The sequence below is a fragment of the Streptomyces sp. NPDC055140 genome (assembly GCF_053607285.1).
This window is the reverse complement of sequence record NZ_JBSGTG010000022.1, coordinates 55,756-75,036: the sequence shown is the minus strand read 5'-3', so window position 1 is coordinate 75,036 and position 19,281 is coordinate 55,756. Positions and strand designations below refer to the sequence as shown.

Here is a 19,281-nt window from a genome sequence, read left to right as displayed (position 1 = left end):
TCGAAAGCGATCGGGCTGACCTCGCCGTTCGCTGAGGGCCTTCTCCTGGTGTTGTAGCGGGTGATCCAGCGGAAGACTGCGACCTTCGAGAGGCAGGTCCCCAGTGCCTCGACGGCGCACTCCTCCCGGTGAGGCGGCCATGGTAGAACGTGCCGTAACGGATGGTCTGAGCGGGATTGCGGATCGTTGCGGCGGGTGGGAACTTGGCCGGTGAGGGGGTGCCGTCATCTCTGGACGTCTCGGTTTCGGCGAGGTGTTACGTGGTCATCGGCGCGCGGCGCGTCTGACGTTGGAGCAGTTGGCCGAGGCGTCGGGGGTGAGCGCTCGAACGCTGTCGGACATGGAGCGCGGGCGAAGCAGGGGGCCTCAGCAGCGGACCGTGACGGCTTTGGCAGGCGCGCTCGCTCTTGAGGGGGATGAGCGCGAGCAGTTGGTCGAGCTGGCGCGCGAGGGCCGGTTGCGGGATCACTGGACGCGGCCGACAGGTCTGTGCGAACTGCCGCGTTCGGTCGCTGACTTCACTGGCCGGGCCGCGGAACTGGTCTGGGTGAGCGAGCTGGTGTACGCCGAGAGTTCGCCGGGGGTCGGCGTGGTCGGGCTCGTCACCGGCTCCGCAGGCCTGGGGAAGACCACATTCGCCGTCCGCGCGGCTCATTCGGTACGAGCGAGCTTTCCCGACGGAGTGTTGTTCGTCGATCTGCTCGGCATGTCCCAACGTCCCCTGCCCGCCGAAGACGCCTTACGGCTAATGCTGCGCGCGCTCGGTGCCACCGACCAGCAGATGCCGGGCGACACCCAGGGGCGCGCCTCCCTGTACCGCGCCCTGCTGCGGGACAAGCGTGTCCTGGTCGTCCTCGACAACGCCGGGTCGGAGGAACAAGTGCGCCCGCTGCTGCCGGGAGGCGGCGCGGGCCGGGCGTTGATCACCACCCGGCGTTTGCTGGCAGGTTTGGAGGGAGTGCGCAGGCTCGTCCTGGGACCCTTGCCGTTGCCGGAGGCCCGAGCGCTCCTGACCGGGATCTTGGGCGAACGCGCCGCACTCGACGGGGAGTTGGCGCTCACGCGGTTGGCCAGCCTGTGCGGTGGCCTGCCCTTGGCCCTGCGGATCATCGGGAACCGGCTGGTCAGCCGGCCCGGATGGGACGCCGCCGAACTGGCCGCCCGGCTGGCCGACGAGGAGCGCAGGCTGGATCAGTTCACGGCCGGCGACCTCAAGATCGCCAACGCGTTCGGGATGTCGTACGCACAACTCTCCGATGCTGCGCGGCGGATGTTCCGGCGGCTCGCCGTGGTGCCGGGGCAGGACTTCGACGCAGCCCTGGCCGTTGTTGCCGGAGGAGTGTCGAGCAAAGACGCGTGGGAGGCGCTCGACGACCTGGTCGATCTCGGCCTCCTCCACGACAGCGCCGCGGGCCGTTACCGCTTCCATGACCTGGTTCGGCTGTTCGCTCGCGACCGGCTTCATGAGGAGGAGTCCGCGGTCGAGCGCGAGGCGCTGGCGGTGAGGGTGGCGTCGTGGCTGCTGCGGATGGCCACATCGTGCGGGAGGTGGTTCGAGCCCGGCTACGGCCGCCCCGTGCGGCCCGACATCGACCTCGCCGTGCCCTCCACGGCGGGGGAGGCCGACGGGTGGCTGCGGTCGAACGCGGACAACTGGCTGGGCGCCATGAGCGCCGCAGCAGACAGCGGGCGGCACTCCCTCGTGCTCGATTGCGCCGAGTCGATGCACTGGTTCTCCGAACGGTGGGCGCACAGTCCGCACTGGCGGGAGGTCTTCGCACGGGGAGCCGAGGCCGCCGCCGCCTTGGGCGACCTGACGCAGCAGGCGACCCAACTGAACTATCTGGCCTGGGTTCATTCGGTGCCGCCCAGCACCCCCGAGGCCGTCCTGCGGTACGCGGCTCAGGCCCTGGAGCTGGCCACCCGGGCCGACGCCACTCTGCAGATCGCCTGGGCGCACGAGTACACCTCTACGGCGCTGGGGCTGCTCGGCCAGGGCGCCGAAGCCGTCGGATCCTCCACCCGGGCCGCCAAGATGTTCAAGAGCGTCGGCGACATCGATTCCTACGTCCAGGCCCGTGCGGCGATAGCGAAGTACCGTCTGGACGAGGGGTGTTACGCCGAGGCATTGGAGCAGACCCTGGGCCTGCTGGCTGTGCTGGATGATCCGGGTTCGGGGATGACCCCGAGTGTCGCGGCTCACTGCCGGCCCGTCGCGCTGATCCGCATCGGCACGTGTCTTGGACACCTCGACCGCCGTGCGGAGGCGATCACCGTGCTCGGCGAGGGAATCGACCTCATGGCCACGCTCCGCATGGCCGACTACCGGCAGGCCGGCGCCCTGGAGACATGGGCCGGCCTGCTGGCCGAGGAAGGCAGGACCGACGAGAGCCGCCGCGCTTACCTGCGCGCGGCGCAGGTCTTCGAAGCGATCGGTGACACCGGGGCGAGCGGTCGCTGCATCTCCCGGGCGGAAGCCACCTGTTGACCACCTCCAGAGCGTCGGCCTATGGAGTGCAGGCGGACTACTTCTGCGTGCTGTTCTGCGTGGTCCCCCCGCCCCTGCCACGGGTTGACTTGCGTGCCACCGGGGCAGCCGCCCAGGCGCTGTCCCTCCAGGTCAGGAGTGACCATGGCACCCATCAAGAACATCGTGCTCGTGCACGGCGGCTTCGTGGACGGATCAGGCTGGCAGGGGGTCTATGACCACCTGAGCGAGGACGGATACCAGGTGGCCGTCGTGCAGAACCCCACGCTGTCGCTGGCCGGTGACGTCGCCGCCACCCGTCAGATCCTCGACTCCCTCGACGGCCCGGCCGTACTGGTCGGCCACTCCTACGGCGGCGTCGTCATCACCGAGGCCGGCAGTCACCCCAACGTTGCGGCGCTCGCCTACATCGCCGCGTTCGCGCCGGACAAGGGGGAGTCGGTCAGCTCCCTGATCGCCGACCCGCCGCCCGGTGCTCCGGTCCCGCCGATCCTGCCGCCCCGGGACGGGTTCCTGTTCCTGGACCGGGCCAGGTTCGCGGCCTCCTTCGCCGCCGACGTGCCCGAGCAGCAGGCTGCGTTCATGGCCGACTCGCAGGTCCCCTGGGGCGTCGAGGCCCTCGAAGGCGCCGTCTCCGAACCGGCCTGGCAGACCAAGCCCGCCTGGTACCTGGTCGCCACGGACGACCACATGATCCCGCCACCCGCCCAGCGCGCCATGTCCGAGCGGGCCAAGGCCACCGTCACCGAGACCCCTGGCAGCCACGCCGTCTACGTCTCCCGCCCGGCCGTCGTGGCCGCCGTCATCGCCCAAGCCGCCACCGGCGCCAATGGCCAGGCATAGCCCGAGGAAGCCACACCGCGCCACCGCAACAACTCGCCCGGCCCGGAGCCGGGCGAGCCGCTTCTCCCCTCCCGAGCCATTGTGGAAGGAACCCCTCATGGGCCCTGAGCTCACCCGGCGCCGCTTGCTCGCCACCGGCGCCGCCGTCGCAGGAACGGCAACGATGACGGGCCCCCTCTCCTCGACCGCCTCCGCCGCCGACCGTTCCGCCCGCAGCAGAGCGACCATCGTGCTGGTCCACGGCGGGTTCGCCGACGCGTCCTGCTGGAACGGCGTCATCGAGCGACTCCAGCGCGCCGGGTATCCGACCATCGCTCCCGCCAACCCGCTGCGCAGCCTGCCCACCGACGCCGCCTACCTCAACAGCGTCCTCAAGTCGATCAGCGGCCCGATCGTGCTGGTCGGCCACTCCTACGGCGGCGCCGTCATCACCAACGCCGCGGCCGGCCTGCCCAACATCAAGGCCCTGGTCTACATCGCCGCCTTCGTCCCCGACGAGGGAGAGCAACTCGGCGTATTGATCGACAAGTACCCCGGCAGCATCATCCAGGCCGCAACCCGGCCGGTGCCGTACACGGGCCCCGACGGCACCACGGGCACCGACCTGTATCTGCAGGCCGACAAATTCCGTGCCGCGTTCGCCGCCGACCTGCCTGTCGCCACCACCCGCCTGATGCAGGCCACGCAGCGGCCGTTCAGCGCCGCTTGCTTTACCGACGTCACCACCGGACCTGGTGGGCGCCCGCGCGGTGGTAGAAGAAGCGTTCCAGGGCGGGCGGGATAGCCTTGTCGGTACCGGCCACCAGTCCCCAGGAGGGGATGGTGTGCCAGGGTTGAGGTCCCCAACGCATCCCACGTCGTCATGATCAGCCACCCGGCCGTCACCGCCCGCCTCGTCGAAGCAGCCGCGGGCGCCATCAACTGACCCCACGCCCCCCTAGTCCCGGCCTGCGCCATGGCAGGCCGGGGCCTCGCCGTGCTGCCGACGTGCGCCCGCCTGCCGGGGCGTCATCCAGGCCGAGGCGGACGTCAGTGGTCGGGCGAGACATGGTCGAGAGCGGCTGGCACCGAGCCGTTCTGGCTCGCCTCCGTGCTCGAGTCCTGCTGCAGATCCGGTGCTCAGTGTCGGGTCACCTTCTTCTCGGACGGCCCGGTTGGGACACGGCGGGGCGGGAGTACGACGCCGTACTTGAGCAGCGCGAAGCGCACCGTGGCCAGGCTCTCCCTTCGCGGTCGGCGATGTCTTGGAGCGACAGGTGGTCTTGTTCGCACCAGGTGCGCCATGGCCCGATGCGGGTGGCGGTGTGTACAGCCTGGTGGAGCTGGACCACGGTGATGCTGTCCGGGTCAGGACCAGGCAGGCGGAGTTGGCGCAGGCTGTCGACGTCGAGACGCGGGGGCGCACCGGTCGGAACCTGGAAGATCCCGCGGCGGGCGTGCGCAATGTCGGGGGTGTGGTTCGCCCGCATGCGACGCTGCGGATCTTGCCAGTGCGTCGGGTCGGTCATGCAGTCGCGGACGACCGCATGAGCAAGCGGCATGGCCGGAACTGCGGGTGCGGTCGATGGCTGAGCCGTACGCCGGCACCCGCGGGTGGAGCGGGGGAACGCCGCCGATGCATGAGTACATCCCGACGCCTGTGGCCCGGCATTCAAGGCCCCAGCGGAAGACGGAGCGTGCGAGCCGCACAACATCCGCCATGTGGAAGTTTCTTTCCGCTATGGTGAAGTCAACGCGCCGCTCAGTGGAATGTCAACGAAACCAAAGCAAGTCGACGAATATTGACATTCTGTTGAATTATTTCGGATGTAAGGCCCAACAGAGGGCATACGACGTAAGTAACGCAAGAACGGCAAGATATATATAGGCAAGTTTTTGCCGCGATCCGGCTGTCCCAATTCGGTCGCCGAAGGGCAGTAGGCCGAAGGGCAGTCGCGGGTGTCGTGACAGTCGAGGAGGCCGAATGCGCAAGCGCGGCCACCAGGCAGCAGACCCAGCACCGCGGCGAGCTCTCCCGCCCCTGGGCCTGCACAGCTTCGCCGGCCAATCGATGTGGGTGCAGCTGGGGCTGGTGGTGGTACTCGTCACCGTCGCGGTGGTGACGCTGGTGTTCCAGTCGCGCAGCGCGGCCACTCAGGAGGCGGAGCACCGTACACGGGCGGTGGCCGAAGCCGTGGCGGAAGCGCCCGGCATGGTGCAGACACTGGACGGGCCCGATCCCACCGCGGTCCTCCAGCCGAAGGCTGAACAGATCCGGCGCCGGACGGATGTCGACGCGGTGGTGGTGTTCAGTCCTCAGGGAATCCGGTACACCCACCCCGACCCGAAGCTGATCGGCAAACACGTGGTCGGCCCGTACAAACAGGCCCTGACGCAAGGAACGTTCACCCGCACCTTCACGGCGAGCACCGGCACCACGGTGATCTCGATCGCGCCGGTCACCCGGGACAACGGTACGGTCGCCGGGCTGGTCTCGGTGGGGATCACGGTCAAACGGGTCCAGAACACCGCATGGGCCCTGCTGCCACTGATGCTGGGTGGCGCGGCCGGTGCCCTCATCCTCTCCGCGGGCAGTACGGTGCTGCTCGCCCGGCGGCTGCGGCGGCAGACGCATGGCCTGGGCCCGGCCGGGATGACACGGATGTACGAGCATCACGACGCGGTGCTGCACTCGGTCCGCGAGGGCGTACTGATCATGGATGCCGACCATCGCCTGCTGCTGACGAACGACGAAGCGCGGCGCCTGCTGGATCTGGGGCCCGACGCCGAGGGCAAGCTGGCCACCGACCTGGGGGTGGACCCGCTGACCGTCGAGCTGCTGACCTCCGGCCGCGTCGTCTCGGACGCCGTGTGCCCGGCCGGCGACCGGCTGCTGGCGATCAATGTCCGGCCCACAGACGTGCCCAGCGGCCCGGCGGGCAGCGTGGCAACCCTGCGCGACACCACGGAGCTGCGCGCGCTCGCAGGCCGGGCGGAGGCCGCCGGAGAGCGGCTGCGCCTGCTCCACGACGCCGGCGCGCGGGTGGGCACGACACTGGACGTGCGCCGGACCGCCCAGGAGATGACCGACGTCGCCGTTCCCGGGTTCGCCGACCTCGTCACGCTCGAGCTGGCGGTCCCGGTACTGCAGGGCGACGAGCCGACGGCTTTGGGCGGGCCGCTGCGCCGCGTGGCAGTCAGCGTTGCGCCGCCGCATCGCGGCAGGAGGACGAGCACTGGGGCGTCGGCCGACGAGCACGCTGCGAGCGAGCAGCACGCCACCGGCGGTCATGGGGGTGGTGTGCCTGCTTCCGACGCCTCCCCCACCGGCGACAGCCCACGGCAAGAAGCCGCCGCCTCCCCCACCTGCTTCCCCACGGACGAGCTGGTCACCTACGCCCCACCCACCCCCCAGGCGCAAGCGCTGGAGACCCGTGAAGCCGTGCTCGCTCCCGTTCTCGCCGACACCTGTGCATGCTCGGAGCACTCAGGTCAGCAGGCCGGGCACATCCACGAGTCGGCGCTACGATCCCTCATCACCGTTCCAGTCCGGGCCCGCGGCGTGGTGCTGGGGGTGGCCAACTTCTGGCGCTACCAGGAGTCCGATCCGTTCGACGAGGATGATCTCTCCCTGGCCGAGGAGCTGATAGGCCGGGCGGGCGTCTGCATCGACAACGCCCGCCGCTTCACCCACGCCCACGCCACTGCCGTGACGCTGCAGCGCAGCCTGCTGCCCGAAGCGCTGCCGGACCAGGACGCGGTGGATGCGGCCTATCGGTATCTGCCCACGCAGGCCGAAGCGGCCGAGGTCGGTGGCGACTGGTTCGACGTCATTGCGCTGCCCGGCGCACGGGTCGCGCTGGTCGTCGGGGACGTCGTCGGACACGGCCTGCACGCGGCCGCCACGATGGGCCGGCTGCGCACCGCCGTCCACAACTTCTCCGCACTGGACCTGCCGCCGGACGAGCTGCTGAGCTACCTCGACGAACTGGTCACCACGATCGACGAGAGCCTCGGCGCCGGTGCGGCCGAAATCTCGGGCGCGACATGCCTGTACGCCATCTACGACCCGACCACCGGGTACTGCACGACAGCGACGAAAGGCCACCCGGGCCCCGCGCTCGTACGGCCCGACGGCACGGTGTCCTTCCCCGGCATCCCCGTATCACCGCCCCTCGGGCTCGGCGGCGAACCGTATGAGACCGCCAGGCTGGAGCTGCTCGAAGGCAGCCGACTGGTCCTGTTCACCGACGGCCTGGTCGCCGACCGGCATCGGGACATCGACACTGGCCTGGACCAGCTGCGCACAGCGCTGGCCCGGCTGCCCGGCCGGACTCCGGACGAGACCTGCCAGGGTGTACTCGACGCGGTACTGCCGCCACAACCGAGCGACGACGTCGCCTTGCTCGTTGCCCGCACCCGTCGGCTGGATGCCGAGCGCATCGCGAAGTGGGCCGTGGACCGCGACCCGGCCGAAGTTGCACGGATCCGTACCGAGGTGACCGGCCGGCTCACCGCCTGGGGCCTGGCGGAGCTCAGCTTCGCCACCGAACTCATCCTCAGCGAGCTGGTCACCAATGCCATCCGCTACGGAACCGGGCCCATCACGGTCCGGCTGCTGCATGCCCGCAGCCTGATCTGCGAGGTGACGGACGGCAGCAGCACGGCCCCGCACCTGCGCCGAGCCGCGGCGACGGACGAAGGCGGCCGCGGGCTCTACCTCGTTTCCCAATTCGCCGAACGGTGGGGCACGCGCTATACGAAACGGGGCAAGATCATCTGGACCGAACAGTCACTGACGCCTGGCGCCCAGCCCCTGTCCGATGTCACGGACGAAGCTCTTCTGGATCAGTGGGACGACTCGGCCTGGTAGCCTCCGTCCCCTTTCAACTAAGCGGCCTCCCCTTCCAGTTGGTGAACGTCAGATTCCAAACGGTAAGGAAAATGACGAGCCGCCGCGAGCACATCCGCGCGACGAGACCACCGCCACCCCGATCCTGGCGATGCCGAAGTTCCAGGCCGTCGCGCCCGCCGCCGAGACCCCGCGGCAGGCCGTGGTGCCCGTGCTCATCTACACCCTGGCCGGCCGGGTCGCCCAGTTCTCCACCGCGCAGATACATCACCTGAAGTCCCATGACAGGCAACGGCAGTTGGCCCTGCGCCGCAAGGGCGGCAAGGGCCGCGTCCGGCCGCCGCCCGACCGGCTCAGCGAGCCCATCGACGTCACGGTCGCCGGACGAACCGAGGGCCCGATCCCGGCCCCCGCGACACCTCTCGCCGACGGGCTGGTGTGGCGGCCGCTGCAGGACGCGCCCCTGGCAGGGCTGCGGTCGATGGTGTGGGTACCGAGTCGGCACAACGAGGCGATCGCCGCGTTCGCGGAAGCAGATTCAGAGGGCCTCTTGGCGCTGGACACCACATCGCGGACACGGCGTCGGACGGCTGACGTGGGCACAGCCGCCCGGCCCTCCGTGGCACAGACACGTCAGGGCCCGAATCCAAGCGGATCCGGGCCCTGAACGGCAGTAGCGGGGACAGGATTTGAACCTGCGACCTCTGGGTTATGAGCCCAGCGAGCTACCGAGCTGCTCCACCCCGCGTCGGTGAACCCAACGGTACGCCATCACAACGGGTACCGAAGACCACCTTCGCCCGAGGCTCTTGTTCCGGCCGTCAGACCACCGCCTTGCGGATATCGCCGAAGCGTAGGTTGCCGGGGCGGCATCGTCTCCACAGCACCGATCCCAGCGGCGCCACAGAGACGACATCATGAGAGGCCGAAGGTTCCAACTCAGCCGATCCGGATCGAATCCACCGTCCACGCCGCCCTCTGATCGCTGAGGGACAGGCCGAACCCCCGTCGGTTCGGGAAGACGAGACGGCCGTCTGCGATCTCCAGGCGCTCGTTGAACATCGGCTCCAGTCACTCGAAGTGCTCCACCCACGCGGTACTCGGGTAGGCGGCGGCAAGGTGGGAGCGGATCTCCATGACGAAGTGCGGGGCCAGGGCCAGGCCCTTGTAGTCGGCAAGCTGCATGATCTGCAGGAATGGGTGGACCTCACGGCACCCAGTCACAGGGGCGCATCCGTCAGCGTTGCTCCGCTCCGGCCGCAGCGGCAAGGACGCCCAGGATCACCAGGACAACCACGACGAGCAGGACCACAACGGCCACGGAGGCGGGCGTGGGGTAGTTCCACAGAAGGACGGCGAGGCCCCCGGCCCCGAAGACGGCGCCAGTGGTCAGGGGCCGGTGCGTACGCAGCCACTGACCGACGGCACCTGGCTTCAAGCCCCTCCGGGCGAGCGCTTGCCCGGCGGTGTCGGTACTTCGAGCCGCGACCGAGCGCACGGCGACGGCACCGCGGCCGAGTCCGTACAGGTACCCCACGATCACAGTGAGTAGGGCGGTGAGGAGCGCGGTGTAGATGGCCTGACGGAGGAACCTGATCAGGGTGTCGTATACGGCTGCTGCGGCGTCCTGCGACTGGGCTGCCGCAGGCAGCGCATCCAGACAGATCTGGCGCATGACGGAGAGTCCGACAAGCAGCCCGCACATCATGACGCCGATGCCGATGCCGGCGGCCATCAGCGCAACCCGGCGTGAAGGTGCCGCCCAGATGCCCAGCCCGGCGAGCACGACCACCGCCAAAGGCAACCACGGGCCGACGACGCCGAGCCAGCGGGCAGCATCACGGGCCTCACTCAGATGCTCGTTCCGCACCAGCACGATCGGCTTGTCGGCCCCGGGAATGTCTTCTGCGCCGACCAGGGTCACACCGATCAGCTGCTTCTGCAGTTGCTCGGTCACGGTGCCGACGTTCAGCGTGATGGTGTCGCCCTTGACCTCGAGCGCTCCGCCGCCCTCCCCGGTGAGCACATTCGTCGCGGCGGTGTGCGCACCGCGGTTGATGCTGTCCCACGCCTTGGCAAAGGCGTCACTCGTCACCACCTTTGCAACCGCGTAGCGCACGCCGGTCCTCAGTCCGCCCTTGAGCTGATCGTCCATCGACCTCGCCGCGTCGACAAGGAAGCGGGGTGCATCATGGGCGGCCAGAGTGTCGGCGAGTGTGTCGGTGATCTTGCGAACGTCAATCCTGTCGACCAGCTCGTCCGTAACACGATTGATCATCAGGGCCTGGACGGCAGGGTCTCTGGCGAGCGGTGCGACGGTCTGCTCATACCGATCAATATCGGTGACCTCGGAATTCACCCAGGTGGCGACGACGCTGATGGGCGCCAGCAGAACAGCCAGCACGAGGAGCAGGGACGCTGCACAGAGGCGCAAGCGACGGTGTCGCATGCCGACAGCGCGCCGGAGTCGCTCGTACTCCGCTCGTTCGGCATCGTCCAAAGGGCCGCTCGACTGGTGCCGGCCATGCCCGGCCGGACCGGAGGCGGCGGGCGGGTCCACAACGAACTCCCTCCGCGCGCAGTCCTCGGCGCGCCACGGCAGTATGCGGGCCGGGAAACTACAGGACCGGCTGGTCCTGTACCTCCATGGTCGTGCATCGGCAACCGACACGCAGCTGCCCAGACACTCGAGGGTGGCGGCGCGGACGTCTTCGCAACCCTGTGGGATTCCAGAACTCGGCCTGGCCGGGTGACCAGCGGCGATGGGCAGGGCAACGCGCGCGGGACGGGCCCCGGCCGGGGCATGCGACCACACAGACCGCCACGCCCCCGGACACACAAAAGGCCGCCCTCTCGATCACCAGAGAACGGCCTCCGACCTGCGGCCCCTTACCAACGGCCGCAGGTGCACGAGAACGCGAAGCTCCTGACAGGCACAGGCAATCTTGATCGAGAACCCGTGCCCGCCAGGAGCTTGTCGTACCACTCAGCCTGCGCAGGCCTTGCCCCGCCGACCACGCCGTTGGGCCGGAAGGGACCTCACCGATCGACGGGCAGGCGGCCGATCAGAAGGAGACGCTGACGCCCGCCTGGTGGTACTGGCCGATGGCGCCCAGGGCCTCGTTCTGGACTGTGCCGAGCTGAGCCAGGACACTCGCGTCGCTGACCGTCGCAGGGCCGGCGGTGAGGCTGGCGTGCGGGCTCAGGCCGCCGGAGACGTTGGCGAGTTCGGCATCGGAGATCTCAACGGTCTGAACCTGGGGAGCGGAGTTCATGATGAAACTTCCCTTCGCATGGGTGTTCTACAAGGGGAGCGGCCCCCGCTGGGGACAGACGGCGGGCCGCTACCGCGGGCGCGCAACATCCGATTTCGGAAACCTTCGCGCGAGCCCGGCGGCGCAAAGGATCAAACCACGGAACGCGCCGGCACCCAATCAATCGGCGCTCCTGCCATAGCAGTTGAATGCCCTGGCTACTCATCCGTGCGGGCCCGAGCACGAATTGGGGGCAGCTTCTCCACATGCCGCAACGCACCAGGAGGTGAAGATAATGCCACGGTGAGCCCGAACGGGACACTCCGCACCAACAGGGCATCATCCGGCAGTCACTTGGGCGAAACCAACGCACTCGTGCCGCAGTTGCGCATTCAATGTGCAGATTCACCGAATCCGGGCTCTCGCCCCACCCAAGGGAACTGACCGTCGTCGACCGATAGCGGAACGTACGGCAGAGAACTCCCCGCGTGGTCATCAGTCGACGTGGAGCAGGAACCCGCGCCACTCCGGGCCCTGCGCGCACCCCGGGGTCGCAGCTCGCTGAGGCCGCCGATGCCTATGTCGCGACCGGCCGCCGCCTGGGGGTAGGCGCCGACGAGCTCCTCGCGGCTGTCCGCGTTGCCCTCGCCTGCGCACCTCCGGGGCCGGACAGCGCCGGCACATGACGCCGATCCCGTAAGTCGAGCGCGTTCAAGAATCGTGAACTGGCCGATGCCGTGAGGGCTTGCGGAAGGGACGGAGCATCAAGACGGGGATTTCCGAAACGCGTCGGCGTGCTCGGAGACCCACTGACGAAACGTCCGTGCCGGTGCACCGACGACGTCGGCCACAGTCGACGTCACGTACGCCGGGCGTCCGACCGTCGCACCCCACGCGTCGAGCAGCATCTCCACGGCCGGACCCGGCCAGACACCTTCCGTCGCACGCCGGAACTCTTCAGGCGAGAGCTCCTCGAACGGGATCTGGCGGCCGAGGACGTCTCCGATCACGCCCACTTGCTCCGCCTGGCTCAGCGACTCGGGGCCGGTGAGGACGTAGTCGCCGCCGGAGTGCCCTTCCTCGAACAGGGTGCGTGCCGCGACAGCCGCGAGGTCACGCTCGTCGACCGGTGCGGTCTCGGCTGCGCCGTAGGGCCACCGGATGACGCCGCCGTCGCGGATCGTGGGCGCCCACCAGAACTGCGCGTTCGAGTTGAACATCCCGGGCCGGATGAAGGTCGACTCGAGTCCGGCGGCCGTGATCAGGCGCTCGATCTCGGCGTGCAACCGGGCCATGGGGTTCGGCTGCTCGAAGAACGGGTGCGGTGTCTGGTGCGGCGAGGAGAGGAAGACGACCCGCCGCGTGTTCGACGCAAGCCGTTCGACTACGGCCTCAGCGGTGGCGGGCGGCGCGGTCCACAGGAGGAACACCGAGCCCACACCCCGCAGCGCGGGGTCGAGCGACTCGGGCTCGGCGAAGTCGCCCGCAACGACCTCGACGTTCGCCGGAAGCCCGGCCGCCGCAGGTGTGCGCGTGAGCGCCCGTACCGGCACGCCCGCAGCCAAGAGCTCGGCGATCACCGCGCGCCCGATTCGGCCCGTGGCTCCGGTCACCAGGACGGGTTTCATCTTGCTTAGCTCGTCGTCGGCCTGTTGTGCACTGCTGGTCACCAGGACCTCCCGTACGTCCGTCCGCCTCGCCGTGGCTCAGAAAGCGCATCACGTCGAGGGCGGGATCAGGTGTTGTCACTACGTCGAGAATAACGCAACCGAGTCACATTATTTACCCGGTTTCGCATTGCTGGCCGTTCAGGGCCGTGCTGTCACCCTTGCACCGAGCTGCAGGAACGCCCGTCCAATGACACACCGCACACGCTCAAGGGACGCAGCGGGGAGCGGTCGGAGACGGAAGATCCGTCGTGCGTTGCCGGACAGGAACAGCTCGGTGGCCTCCTCGTCCGGGCCCAGTTCCCCGAGGTGTTCCAGCGCATGGGCGGGGGTGATCATGGGGTAGGTCGTGCCGAACAGCACCTTGGTGCGGCCGCGGCCGCACCATGTAGTCGACCAGCCGTGGTCCACGAGTGGCCGATGTGTCCGCACACGATGGTCAGCTCGGGGAAGTCGAGGGCGATCTGATCGATGGAGGGGATGGGGCGGCCGGTCTCGGACGGGCGCAGTGGACCGGTGTGCCCGACCTGGGTACAGAAGGGGGTGCCGAGTTCGACGCAGGCGGCGTACAGCGGGTAGTACAGCCGGTCGGTGGGCGGGAGCCGCCACCGCCAGGGCACGATCCGCAGGGCCACGAAGCCGAGTTCCTCGACGGCTCGGCGCAGTTCCCGCACCGCCTGGACCGGCCGGGCGAGGTCCGCGCCGGCCACCCCGCGCAGCCGGCCGTCGGACTGGGCGACGAACGGGCCGACCTGGACGGCGCCGTGCGCCGCCGGTCGTCGTCCATCACAAAGGCCTCGGCCCGCCGTCTGTTCCTGGCGTGCGCACCTGAAGGATCCGGGTGCGGGTGCGCAGGGTGAAGCCGATCGACCGGTACAGGCGGATCGCCGTCTTGTTGGTGGCCGCGGCATGCAGGAACGGTGTCTCCCCGCGTTCTCTGATGCCCGCCGCGACCGCGCGTACCAGTCGCGTCGCGAGGCCCCGCCCGCGGTGGGCCGGGTCGGTGCAGACCGCGCTGATCTCCGTCCAGCCGGGCAGCCGCAGCCGTTCACCGGCCATTGCGATCAGCCGCCCCTGCTGCCTGATGCCCAGGTAGGTGCCGAGCTCCACGGTCCGCGCGAGGAACGGCCCCGGTCGGGTGCGGGCGACCAGCTCAAGGATCGCCGGTACGTCACCGGGCCCAAGCCGCACCGCCTCGGGCGCGTGCTCGGGCCGGAGGGACACATCGACCAGCTGGACTCCGCGCCCGCCGCCGACCACCTCCCACCCCGACGGAACCCGGTCAACCCCCTTCACACGCACGGTCGTCGACGGTCCGGCGAGCGCGTGCAGATCCGCCCAGGCGGCCGGGTCCGCGGGATCGGCGAGCGCGGCGAACCCGTACATGTCCGCCGGATAACGGGCGGCCCTGCCCAGCCTCTCGGCGAAGTGGATGTGCGGTCCGGTCAGTGCGGCCCAAACGGCGTTGTCCAGATGTCGTGTGTTCGGGGTGATCGCGGCTCCGTCGCCACGAACGTCGATCGGATACGCCACGGAACAGAGGCCTTTCGTGATGCGTGAGCAGGCATCGAGATGCGATGGACCGGGCGCCGTACGGGAATGACGCGGGTCGTCGCCTCACACCTCGACGGATGGTGAGGGAACGTCAAAAGCATCGACACGTGGACGAGTCCACACGTGCCAGATCCACGTACAACCTGCGGTACAGCGCTTGAGGGCTTTGGCTCACCTGCCCATGTCTAGCAGGCACACGACCGAGGATTCATTGCAGATGCATGAACTTTGACAGCCCCACGACAGAAGTCCCCTGCCGCTGTCCAGATACATTCTTCATCAACACTCGCTTCATGATTGCCGAGCACGATCAGTTCGTGCTTCGACACCGGCCATATGGAATCGAGCGTGTCTCGGCGTGACCTCGCCGGCACTGGAACGTCCCCGTTCTGGTTCCATCTCCACGTCCAGCGCGACCGCGGCCCGACCCGCGAACTGGTCGCCCAGTGGACGCAACCTGGACAGCGCCGCGGCCACCGTCGGCCAACTGCCGGCGGTTCTCGCGTTGCGGCACGAGAACGCTGTGCTGCGTCGTCAGATCGCCGGGTCCACTACAGACCCGCAGACCGTTCACACCTACCGCCCGACGCCCGCCATCAGCCGTCAGCCGTGTACGACCCCGACACCCCGTAAATCCCTCCGCACCCAAGTCCTCGGCGGCACCTCACCGAATACCGCTACGCCTCATGACCTGCAGCGACGACTTTCCGACTCCCCGATACCTCATGACACCCGCGTACGACGACCGCGAGGATCGACGCCCGTCGGCTCTCACGACACCACGACACCACGACCGGAAACTCAGTAAGCGTTCACGATGCGCAGGGCGATATCGCCGTACTGGTAAGCGAGTTGGTCGACGGAGAACTCGCCACCCTCGTGGAACCAGCTGGCCACGCCGATGCCCATGTCCAGGATCGAGTACGAGGCGATCCTGGCCGACCGGACCTCGAAGGCGCCCTCGGCCGCGCCCCGTTCGATGAGTTCGCGGTAGCGGCGCTCGTAGTCGCTGCGGCGGCTGAGGACACGCTCCTGGTCCGGCGGCTCCAGGTTGCCGATCTCACGGTTGCCGACGAAGGCCTCGAGGCGATGGCGGGCGTGGTAGCGGATGTGTGCCTCCACCGAGCGGCGGAGCTGTTCGCGTACATCGTCCGTGCCGCTGACGGCCGCGATGTTGTCCGCGATGAGCTGCTCCATCGTGCCGATCATGATCTCGGCCAGCAGTTCGTGCTTCGAGGCCACGTGCTTGTACAGGCTCGGGCCGCGGATGCCGACGGCGGCGCCGATGTCTGTCATGGTCGTGGACCGGTAGCCCTGTGCCGCGAAGAGTCGCAGCGCTGCCAGGCGGATCCCCGACCGGCGGTCCGCCGGAGACCCCTCCTCGGATCGTGCGGGACGGTGAGCACGCTCGTAGCGACCGTCCTGCCCATCGTGTACTACGCCCACGCCACCCCTCCGAAGCTACTCATGGTTAGCCGACTGAGTGTTACTCAACGCAGCCATCTGACCTCTCCTTCCATAAGGATAGCGGTCGCGCCCTTGACACATCACCCCCTCCCCCTCTCTGATGGCTAATGGTCATTAGCCGAACTCGGGAGTGAGCGTGTCCATCGGATTCGAGATCGACGAGAGGGTGGCCGACGTCGCGCGGCGCACCGCGGAGTTCGTACGGGATGTGGTGATCTCCGAGGAGCAGGCGTGCGACGGGAACGTCCACGACGGGCCGGAGCCGCTGCGCCGTCGGCTTCAGGAGGCGGCACGCACGGCGGGGGTGTTCGCCCCGCACGTCGGCGCCGAGTGGGGTGGGCTCGGCCTTGATCTGTGCGGGCAGGCGGTGGTGTTCGAGGCGGCCGGGTACTCGCTGCTCGGGCCGCTCGCGCTCAACTGCGCGGCGCCCGACGAGGGCAATACGCATCTGCTCGAAGTGGTCGCCACCGAGGAGCAGAAGGAGCGCTTCCTCCGCCCGCTTGCGGCCGGTGAGGTGCGCTCGTGCTTCGCGATGACCGAGCCCGCGCCCGGCGCCGGATCCGATCCCCGGGCGCTTGCCACGACCGCCACGAGGATCGACGGCGGCTGGCGGATCGACGGCCGCAAGTGGTTCATCAGCGGCGCCGACGGGGCCGCCTTCGCCATCGTCATGGCCCGCACCCGCGGCGAGGCAGGAGACGCCGGCGGCGCGACGATGTTCCTCGTCGAGGCCGACAACCCGGGCATGAAGATCGTCCGGAACATCGACACGCTGGACCAGGGGCTGTTCGGCGGGCACAGCGAGGTCGTCTTCGAGGACTGCGAGGTCGGCGACGACGCCGTGCTGGGCACGGTCGACGAGGGCTTCACCTATGCCCAGGTACGCCTCGGACCCGCGCGGATGACCCACTGCATGCGCTGGCTCGGAGTGGCGCGCCGGGCACAGGACATCGCCCTGGAACGTGCGGCGGACCGCTCGGCCTTCGGTAAGCCGCTGGCCGAACTGGGCATGGTGCAGCAGCTGTTGGCCGATTCCGAGATCGACATCGAGACCAGCCGGGCGGTGCTGTGGCGGGCCTGCTGGGAACTGGACCAGGGCCGCTCGGCCGCCCAGCACACCTCGATCGCCAAGACGTACGTGTCGGAGGCGGTCAACCGGGTGGTCGACCGGGCCGTGCAGGTGTGCGGCGCGCTCGGCATCTCCGGGGACGCCCCACTGTCGCGCCTGTACCGAGAAGTGCGGCCGTTCCGTATCTACGACGGGCCGTCCGAGACGCACCGCTGGGCCATCGCCAAGCGCGCGGTGCGCGCGGCGCGGGAGCGGCGGGCCGCGCTGTGACCGCGCCCGAGGCAGCCGTCGTCGGCGTCGATGTGCCCGCGCTGCAGCGGTACTTCGAGCGCCATGTCCCCCAGTGCGCGGGCCCTCTCGGGATCGAGCTGCTGCACGGCGGGCGCTCCAACCTGACGTACCGCGTGACCGACCGAACGCACCGGTGGGTGCTGCGCCGGCCACCGCTGGGCGTGCTGACGCCGACCGCGCACGACATGGACCGCGAGTACCGCGTGGTCGCCGCGCTCGGCGGCACCGGGGTGCCGGTCGCCGGGGCCGTCCTGTCGTGCACGGACCCGGACGTCATCGGAGCGCCGTTCTGCGTCGTGGACTTCGTGGAGGGGGCGGTGCTGCGCGACGGTGACGAGGTCGCGGCGCTGCCGTCCGCGGACGTACGGGGATCCGCCGACGCACTTGTCGACGCCCTGGTGGCCCTGCACGCGGTCGACGCCGCGGCCGTCGGACTCGGCGACTTCGGCCGCCCGGACGGCTATCTGGAACGGCAGGTGCGACGCTGGCGCGGCCAGTGGGACAAGGTCGCGACGCGGGCGCTGCCCGACCTCGACGCTCTGCACGGCGCTCTCGCCCGCACCGTGCCCGCGAGCGGCGTACCGGCGATCGTGCACGGCGACTACCGCCTGGACAACACGATCCTAGCGCCCGGCGACTTCGGGCGGATCGCCGCCATCGTCGACTGGGAGATGGCCACACTCGGCGATCCGCTCGCCGACCTCGGCATGCTCCTCATGTACTGGGACCCGACCTGCGAACCGGTGCTCGGGGCGCGCCACGTACCGACGGCCCATCCGGCCTTCCCCGTCGGCCACGAGCTGGCCGAGCGGTACGCCGCGCGCTCCGGCCGGGACATCACCGCGCTGCCCTTCTACCAGGCCCTGGCCTGTTTCAAGCTCGCCGTGATCGCGGAGGGCATCCACGCCCGCTATCTCGCGGGCCGCACCGTCGGCACCGGATTCGAGCAGGTCGGCTCCGCGGTCCCCGCGCTGCTGCGCTCGGGGTTGGAGCTGCTGTCGTGACCACCGCACCCGCGAACGAAGGAGAGACCGTGCGAGACCGACTGTCCGGAATGATCGCCCTGGTAACCGGCGCGACCGGAGGCATCGGCGATGCCGTCTCACGGCGGCTCGCCGCCGAGGGCGCCACCGTGGTGGTCACCGACGTCGACGCCGACCGCTGTACGGAACTCGCGAAGGAGCTCTCCGCCGACGGGGTGCAGGCGCTGGGCCTCGCCCTTGACGTGAGCGACGAGGAGGCCTGGCGCGCAGCGATCGAGCGCGTGGTGGCCGAGCTGGGCGGCCTGTCCGTCCTCGTCAACAACGCGGGGATCGCCGAGATGCGGACCGTGGAGACCGAGACCCAGGAGTCATGGGACAAGGTCATCGGTGTCACGCAGGGCGGTGTGTGGCTCGGCATGAAGCACGGCGGGCCCGCGATCGAGCGCTCCGGCGGCGGCTCGATCGTGAACATCGCGTCGATCTTCGGCACGGTCGGCGGCTTCGGCAGCCAGTTCTCGTATCACGCGGCGAAGGGCGCGGTCCGGCTGATGACGAAGAACGCCGCGCTGCACTGGGCCACCCGTGGCGTCCGCGTCAACTCCCTCCATCCCGGCTTCATCGAGACGCCGCTCTCGCGCGAGCTGCGGCGCGGCACGCCCCGGCACACCGCGATGGTCGAGGGCACCCCCATGGCGCGGCTCGGCCGGCCCGACGAGGTCGCGGGCGCGGTCGCCTTCCTCGCCTCGCCGGACTCCAGCTTCGTGACCGGTTCCGAGCTGTACGTGGACGGCGGCTGGACGGCCCGCTGACACGCGCAGGGGGCGCGGCAACTGC

14 protein-coding genes and 1 tRNA gene are annotated in these 19,281 nt (G+C 69.5%); 8 read left to right on the top strand and 7 right to left on the bottom strand.

Annotated features, from left to right (window positions below):
* The first annotated feature begins 253 nt into the window (after nt 1-253).
* From ACWFR4_RS33870 to ACWFR4_RS33850, 5 genes are all read left to right on the top strand, one after another.
* Nucleotides 254-2,488 (top strand): helix-turn-helix domain-containing protein, encoded by a 2,235-nt coding sequence (locus ACWFR4_RS33870; protein WP_453655917.1) that lies wholly within the window; start codon nt 254-256, stop codon nt 2,486-2,488.
* A 144-nt stretch (nt 2,489-2,632) separates the two neighbouring features.
* Nucleotides 2,633-3,331 carry an alpha/beta fold hydrolase gene (locus ACWFR4_RS33865; protein WP_453655916.1) on the top strand — a complete coding sequence of 233 codons (699 nt, stop codon included), beginning with the start codon at nt 2,633-2,635 and terminating at the stop codon, nt 3,329-3,331.
* A 97-nt stretch (nt 3,332-3,428) separates the two neighbouring features.
* Complete coding sequence (locus tag ACWFR4_RS33860; RefSeq protein ID WP_453655915.1) at nt 3,429-4,115, top strand: alpha/beta fold hydrolase; 687 nt, start codon at nt 3,429-3,431, stop codon at nt 4,113-4,115.
* A gap of 1,179 nt (nt 4,116-5,294) precedes the next feature.
* Entirely contained in the window at nt 5,295-8,183 is a 2,889-nt protein-coding gene (locus tag ACWFR4_RS33855) for a SpoIIE family protein phosphatase (protein WP_453655914.1), read from the top strand.
* 130 nt (nt 8,184-8,313) lie between these two features.
* Nucleotides 8,314-8,829, top strand: a complete 516-nt coding sequence (locus ACWFR4_RS33850; protein ID WP_453655913.1) for a hypothetical protein — start codon at nt 8,314-8,316, stop codon at nt 8,827-8,829.
* A 7-nt stretch (nt 8,830-8,836) separates the two neighbouring features.
* Here the strand turns inward: ACWFR4_RS33850 and ACWFR4_RS33845 are convergent.
* The 7 genes from ACWFR4_RS33845 to ACWFR4_RS33815 form a co-directional block, all read right to left on the bottom strand.
* Nucleotides 8,837-8,910: transfer RNA gene (locus tag ACWFR4_RS33845), tRNA-Met, on the bottom strand.
* Between the two features lie 489 nt (nt 8,911-9,399).
* Nucleotides 9,400-10,722 (bottom strand): hypothetical protein, encoded by a 1,323-nt coding sequence (locus ACWFR4_RS33840; RefSeq protein ID WP_453655912.1) that lies wholly within the window; start codon nt 10,720-10,722, stop codon nt 9,400-9,402.
* Between the two features lie 505 nt (nt 10,723-11,227).
* Nucleotides 11,228-11,437 carry a hypothetical protein gene (locus tag ACWFR4_RS33835; RefSeq protein ID WP_453467068.1) on the bottom strand — a complete coding sequence of 70 codons (210 nt, stop codon included), beginning with the start codon at nt 11,435-11,437 and terminating at the stop codon, nt 11,228-11,230.
* Nucleotides 11,438-12,180: 743 nt separating this feature from the next.
* The gene (locus ACWFR4_RS33830; RefSeq protein WP_453655911.1) at nt 12,181-13,086 is read right to left on the bottom strand and encodes an NmrA family NAD(P)-binding protein; all 906 of its coding nucleotides are present in this window, start codon (nt 13,084-13,086) and stop codon (nt 12,181-12,183) included.
* 332 nt (nt 13,087-13,418) lie between these two features.
* Nucleotides 13,419-13,793, bottom strand: a complete 375-nt coding sequence (locus ACWFR4_RS33825) for an amidohydrolase family protein (protein WP_453655910.1) — start codon at nt 13,791-13,793, stop codon at nt 13,419-13,421.
* Between the two features lie 76 nt (nt 13,794-13,869).
* A complete protein-coding gene (locus ACWFR4_RS33820) occupies nt 13,870-14,616 on the bottom strand; it encodes a GNAT family N-acetyltransferase (protein ID WP_453655909.1) in 747 nt (248 codons plus the stop codon).
* Between the two features lie 822 nt (nt 14,617-15,438).
* Nucleotides 15,439-15,972 carry a TetR/AcrR family transcriptional regulator gene (locus ACWFR4_RS33815; RefSeq protein WP_453655965.1) on the bottom strand — a complete coding sequence of 178 codons (534 nt, stop codon included), beginning with the start codon at nt 15,970-15,972 and terminating at the stop codon, nt 15,439-15,441.
* A gap of 268 nt (nt 15,973-16,240) precedes the next feature.
* On the opposite strand from ACWFR4_RS33815, the gene ACWFR4_RS33810 reads away from it, so the two are divergent.
* The 3 genes from ACWFR4_RS33810 to ACWFR4_RS33800 are packed head-to-tail and all read left to right on the top strand — an operon-like array spanning nt 16,241 to nt 19,256.
* Nucleotides 16,241-17,443 (top strand): acyl-CoA dehydrogenase family protein, encoded by a 1,203-nt coding sequence (locus tag ACWFR4_RS33810; RefSeq protein WP_453655908.1) that lies wholly within the window; start codon nt 16,241-16,243, stop codon nt 17,441-17,443.
* Nucleotides 17,440-18,468 carry a phosphotransferase family protein gene (locus ACWFR4_RS33805; RefSeq protein WP_453467058.1) on the top strand — a complete coding sequence of 343 codons (1,029 nt, stop codon included), beginning with the start codon at nt 17,440-17,442 and terminating at the stop codon, nt 18,466-18,468. Before ACWFR4_RS33810 ends, ACWFR4_RS33805 begins: the two co-directional genes overlap by 4 nt.
* 29 nt (nt 18,469-18,497) lie before the next feature.
* Entirely contained in the window at nt 18,498-19,256 is a 759-nt protein-coding gene (locus tag ACWFR4_RS33800) for an SDR family NAD(P)-dependent oxidoreductase (RefSeq protein WP_453655907.1), read from the top strand.
* The last annotated feature ends 25 nt before the right edge of the window (nt 19,257-19,281 follow it).